The 3,811-nt window shown below is 67.4% G+C and carries 6 protein-coding genes; all 6 read left to right on the plus strand.

The window, feature by feature from the left end; genetic code table 11:
- Nucleotides 1–96 precede the first annotated feature (96 nt).
- The 6 genes from V7Q39_RS19935 (at nt 97) to rnhA (ending at nt 3,752) form a co-directional block, all read left to right on the plus strand.
- Entirely contained in the window at nt 97–672 is a 576-nt protein-coding gene (locus V7Q39_RS19935; protein WP_333818358.1) for a LabA-like NYN domain-containing protein, read from the plus strand.
- Between the two features lie 51 nt (nt 673–723).
- Nucleotides 724–1,152 (plus strand): YqaA family protein, encoded by a 429-nt coding sequence (locus V7Q39_RS19940; RefSeq protein WP_333818359.1) that lies wholly within the window; start codon nt 724–726, stop codon nt 1,150–1,152.
- Between the two features lie 214 nt (nt 1,153–1,366).
- On the plus strand, nt 1,367–2,320 hold the full coding sequence (ispH, locus tag V7Q39_RS19945) for a 4-hydroxy-3-methylbut-2-enyl diphosphate reductase (RefSeq protein ID WP_333818360.1): 954 nt from the start codon (nt 1,367–1,369) through the stop codon (nt 2,318–2,320).
- Between the two features lie 2 nt (nt 2,321–2,322).
- Nucleotides 2,323–2,790, plus strand: a complete 468-nt coding sequence (locus tag V7Q39_RS19950; protein ID WP_333818362.1) for a hypothetical protein — start codon at nt 2,323–2,325, stop codon at nt 2,788–2,790.
- A 36-nt stretch (nt 2,791–2,826) separates the two neighbouring features.
- Nucleotides 2,827–3,288 (plus strand): DUF3429 domain-containing protein, encoded by a 462-nt coding sequence (locus V7Q39_RS19955; protein WP_333818363.1) that lies wholly within the window; start codon nt 2,827–2,829, stop codon nt 3,286–3,288.
- A 5-nt stretch (nt 3,289–3,293) separates the two neighbouring features.
- Nucleotides 3,294–3,752 (plus strand): ribonuclease HI, encoded by a 459-nt coding sequence (gene rnhA, locus V7Q39_RS19960; protein ID WP_333818364.1) that lies wholly within the window; start codon nt 3,294–3,296, stop codon nt 3,750–3,752.
- The last annotated feature ends 59 nt before the right edge of the window (nt 3,753–3,811 follow it).

The raw sequence follows: 3,811 nt of genomic DNA on the forward strand, positions 1-3,811 counted from the left end.
GGTATCCATCATGCGTTGGCCGACGGATTTGACTACGCGACGTGCGATTGACACGTAAGGACGTGGACCGCGCGGCGACATTGAGGGGACCTTTAAATGTTTTACAAGGACGAACGGCTTGCGCTGTTCATTGATGGTTCGAACCTTTACGCGGCCGCCAAGGCACTGGGTTTCGACATCGACTACAAGCTTCTCCGGATGGAGTTCATGCGTCGCGGCAAGCTCTTGCGCGCGTTCTACTACACCGCGCTGCTGGAGAATGACGACTACTCGCCGATCCGCCCGCTGGTCGACTGGCTGCACTACAACGGCTTCACCATGCGCACCAAGCCAGCCAAGGAATACACCGACAGCCAGGGGCGGCGGAAGGTGAAGGGCAACATGGACATCGAACTGACCGTCGATGCCATGGAACTGGCCCAGCGCGTCGATCACATCGTGCTCTTCTCCGGCGACGGCGACTTCCGTCCTCTGGTGGAAAGCCTGCAACGGCAAGGGGTGCGTGTCTCGGTGGTCTCCACCATCCGCAGCCAGCCGCCGATGATCGCCGACGAACTGCGCCGCCAGGCCGACAACTTCATCGAGTTGGACGAACTGCGCGAAGTCATCGGTCGCCCCCCGCGCGAACCGCGCCCGGTGGTGGACCAGGAGGCCGCGGTCGAGGCGAAGTGAGCCTTCCGCCTGCGACCGGGCTCTGGGGATCCCGGTCGTGACGGCCTTGCCATGATCGCACTCTCCGGCCTTTTTCTCGCGGCCTTCCTGGCGGCGACGCCGGTGCCGTTCCAGTCCGAGATCGTGTTTCTGGGGATGCAGGCCGCGGGCTGGGGAACCCTTGCCCTTGTGATCGTGGCTTCTGTCGGCAACACGCTCGGTTCCTGCGTCACCTATGCGCTTGGCCGCTGGCTCGCGGACCAGCGCGACCATCGCTGGTTTCCGCTCTCCCCGCCGCAACTCGCCCGCGCCGAGCGCTGGTTCGCCCGCTGGGGCGTCTGGCTCCTGCTCCTGTCCTGGGCGCCCTTCGGCGACATGATCGTCGCCGTCTCCGGCGTGCTGCGGGTGCCGGTTCCGGTGTTTCTCGGGCTTGTCGCCGTCGCCAAGACCGGGCGCTACATCGTGCTCGGCTGGCTGGGTGCTGCGGCTTTCGGGGGCTGACGGCCCCGCTCGTCCTGGCCCTTCGGGCGTCCTCGCTCGGGTCGCTCACCCGACGAGAAGCCGAAGGCGCACGAGGAGAATCAACATTAACCGTTCCTGAATGCCCGCAGCCAACCCCTTGCAATCGCTCACCTCGCCAAACTGCCCGCGCGCGGGCACTGGACGCCTCTCCCCACAGGCCCTAAATCTGACCCGACCTTCTCCCGGAACCCCGATGCCAGACCTGCCCCCCCTCACCCTCTACCTCGCCGCCCCCCGCGGCTTCTGTGCCGGTGTGGACCGCGCGATCAAGATCGTCGAGATGGCCCTGCAGAAATGGGGCGCCCCGGTCTACGTCCGGCACGAGATCGTCCACAACAAATTCGTCGTCGACGCCCTCCGCGCCCAGGGGGCCGTCTTCGTCGAGGAACTGGACGACTGCCCCACCGACCGCCCCGTCGTCTTCTCCGCCCACGGCGTCCCCAAATCCGTCCCGGCCGAAGCAAGCCGTCGTCAGATGATTGCCGTCGACGCCACCTGCCCCCTCGTCACCAAGGTCCACAACGAAGCCGCCCGCCACCACGAGGCCGGCACCCGGATGATCTACATCGGCCACGCAGGCCACGCCGAAACCGTGGGCACCATGGGCCAGCTTCCGCCCGGAGAGGTCCTGCTGGTCGAAACCGCCGCCGACGTCGCCACCCTGCAAGTCCGGGACCCGGCCAAGCTCGCCTTCATCACCCAGACCACGCTTTCCGTCGACGACACCGCCGAAATCGCCGCCGCGCTCAAGGCCCGTTTCCCCTTGATCCACGCCCCCGCCCATGACGACATCTGCTACGCCACCACCAACCGGCAGGCCGCCGTCAAGGCCGTGGCCCCGAAGATCGACGCCCTCCTCGTCATCGGTGCGCCCAATTCCTCGAACTCCCGCCGTCTGGTCGAGGTCGGTGCCGCCGCCGGCTGCCCCTATTCCATGCTGATCCAGCGCGCCGCCGACATCGACTGGCGCGCCCTCGAAGGCGCCCGCGCCATCGGTCTGACCGCCGGGGCCAGCGCCCCCGAAGTGCTGGTCAACGAGGTCATCGACGCCTTCCGCGCCCGCTACTCCGTCACCGTCGAGCTGGTCGAGACCACCGTCGAGGACATCGAGTTCAAGGTCCCCCGTATCCTGCGCGAGCCCGCCTGACCATGCTGAAACCCTTCGCCCTTCTCCTTCTGACCGCCACTGCCGCCGGAGCCGAAGACGCTTCTCTCCTCGCCGAGTACCGGACCAGTTCCGGCAGCCTGCCGCCACAATATGCCTGGTCGACCAACGTGACGATCCTGGACAACGGCGCGCTCACGCTCAGGCATTGCAAGGGCTATGAGACCGAAGGTCCCGCCTGCAAGACCCGCCGCGCCAAGGTGCCCGAAGACGCGCTGGCTGCGATCCGCGCCGCCGCCGCCGAGAGCGGCCTCGCCACGACCCCCGCCCGGGAAACCGACAGGCCGATGGTCGGCGGCGGGTCGACCAGCGGCGCGGTCTACATCGACAAGGCGAAGATCGTCCTTCCCTCGCAACCGGCCAAGACCGATGTGGAGCGGGTGGGCAAGGTCCTTGCCGCCATCGCCGCCGCGATCCCGCCCCGCTTCGACCGCTTCACCCACCCGGACTGACTGGCCATGCGCGCGCACCCACGCTAGACCAGCCGGATGACCGACGACGCGCGTATCCCCCGCCCTGCCCTTCTCCTCGGCCTTGCCGGGTTGATCCCGTTCCTCTGGTCCGCCGCGACACATCTGTCGCCCGCCCTTTCCGCCTGGGCGGGGCCGTTCCTGTCGCCGATGTTCCTTGGCGCCTATGTCGGGATGACTTGGGGCACGGTGGTGCTGTGCTTCCTGTCCGGCGTCCTTTGGGGTTTCGCCACCAAGGCGGAAGGCCGCGAGGCAGCCATCGCCTATAGTCTCTCCGTCATTCCCGCGCTTTGGGGTTTCGTGATGGTCTCCGACGCCTCCGACAGTTCGGCGATCTTCCTGGCCGCCGGTTTCGTGGGGCTCCTCCTCCTCGACGCCACCTTCCAGGCCTGGGGTCTCGCCCCGCGCTGGTGGCTGCGGCTGCGGGTGATGCTGACGGTGGTCGCGCTCGCCTGCATCGCCCTTCCCTTGCAGGCCTGATCCCCATGCCCGACCTTTTCGCCTATACCGACGGCGCCTGCTCCGGGAACCCCGGCCCCGGCGGCTGGGGCGTGCTGATGCTCGCGCGCGAGAACGGCGTCGTGGTCAAGGAACGCGAGTTGCAGGGCGGCGAGGCGCTGACCACCAACAACCGGATGGAACTGCTGGCCGCCATTTCGGCGCTGGAGGCGCTGACACGGCCTTCGATCCTGACCGTCGTCACCGATTCTGCCTATGTGAAGAACGGCATCACGGAATGGGTCGCCGGTTGGAAGCGCAAGAACTGGCGCACGGCGGGCGGCAGCCCGGTGAAGAATGTCGAGCTTTGGCAAAGGCTTGAAGCCGCCGCCGCCCGGCATCGGGTGACCTGGCGCTGGATCAAGGGGCATGCCGGCCATGCCGAGAACGAACGCGCCGACGCCCTTGCCCGGGCCGGGATGGCGCCGTTCAAGACCCCGGCATGATCGACGGCTTCACCCTGCAGGACGGGCTCGACTATGCCTCGGTGCTGGTCTTCGCCCTG

Source organism: Tabrizicola sp. (genome assembly GCF_036781545.1).
Lineage (GTDB): Bacteria > Pseudomonadota > Alphaproteobacteria > Rhodobacterales > Rhodobacteraceae > Tabrizicola.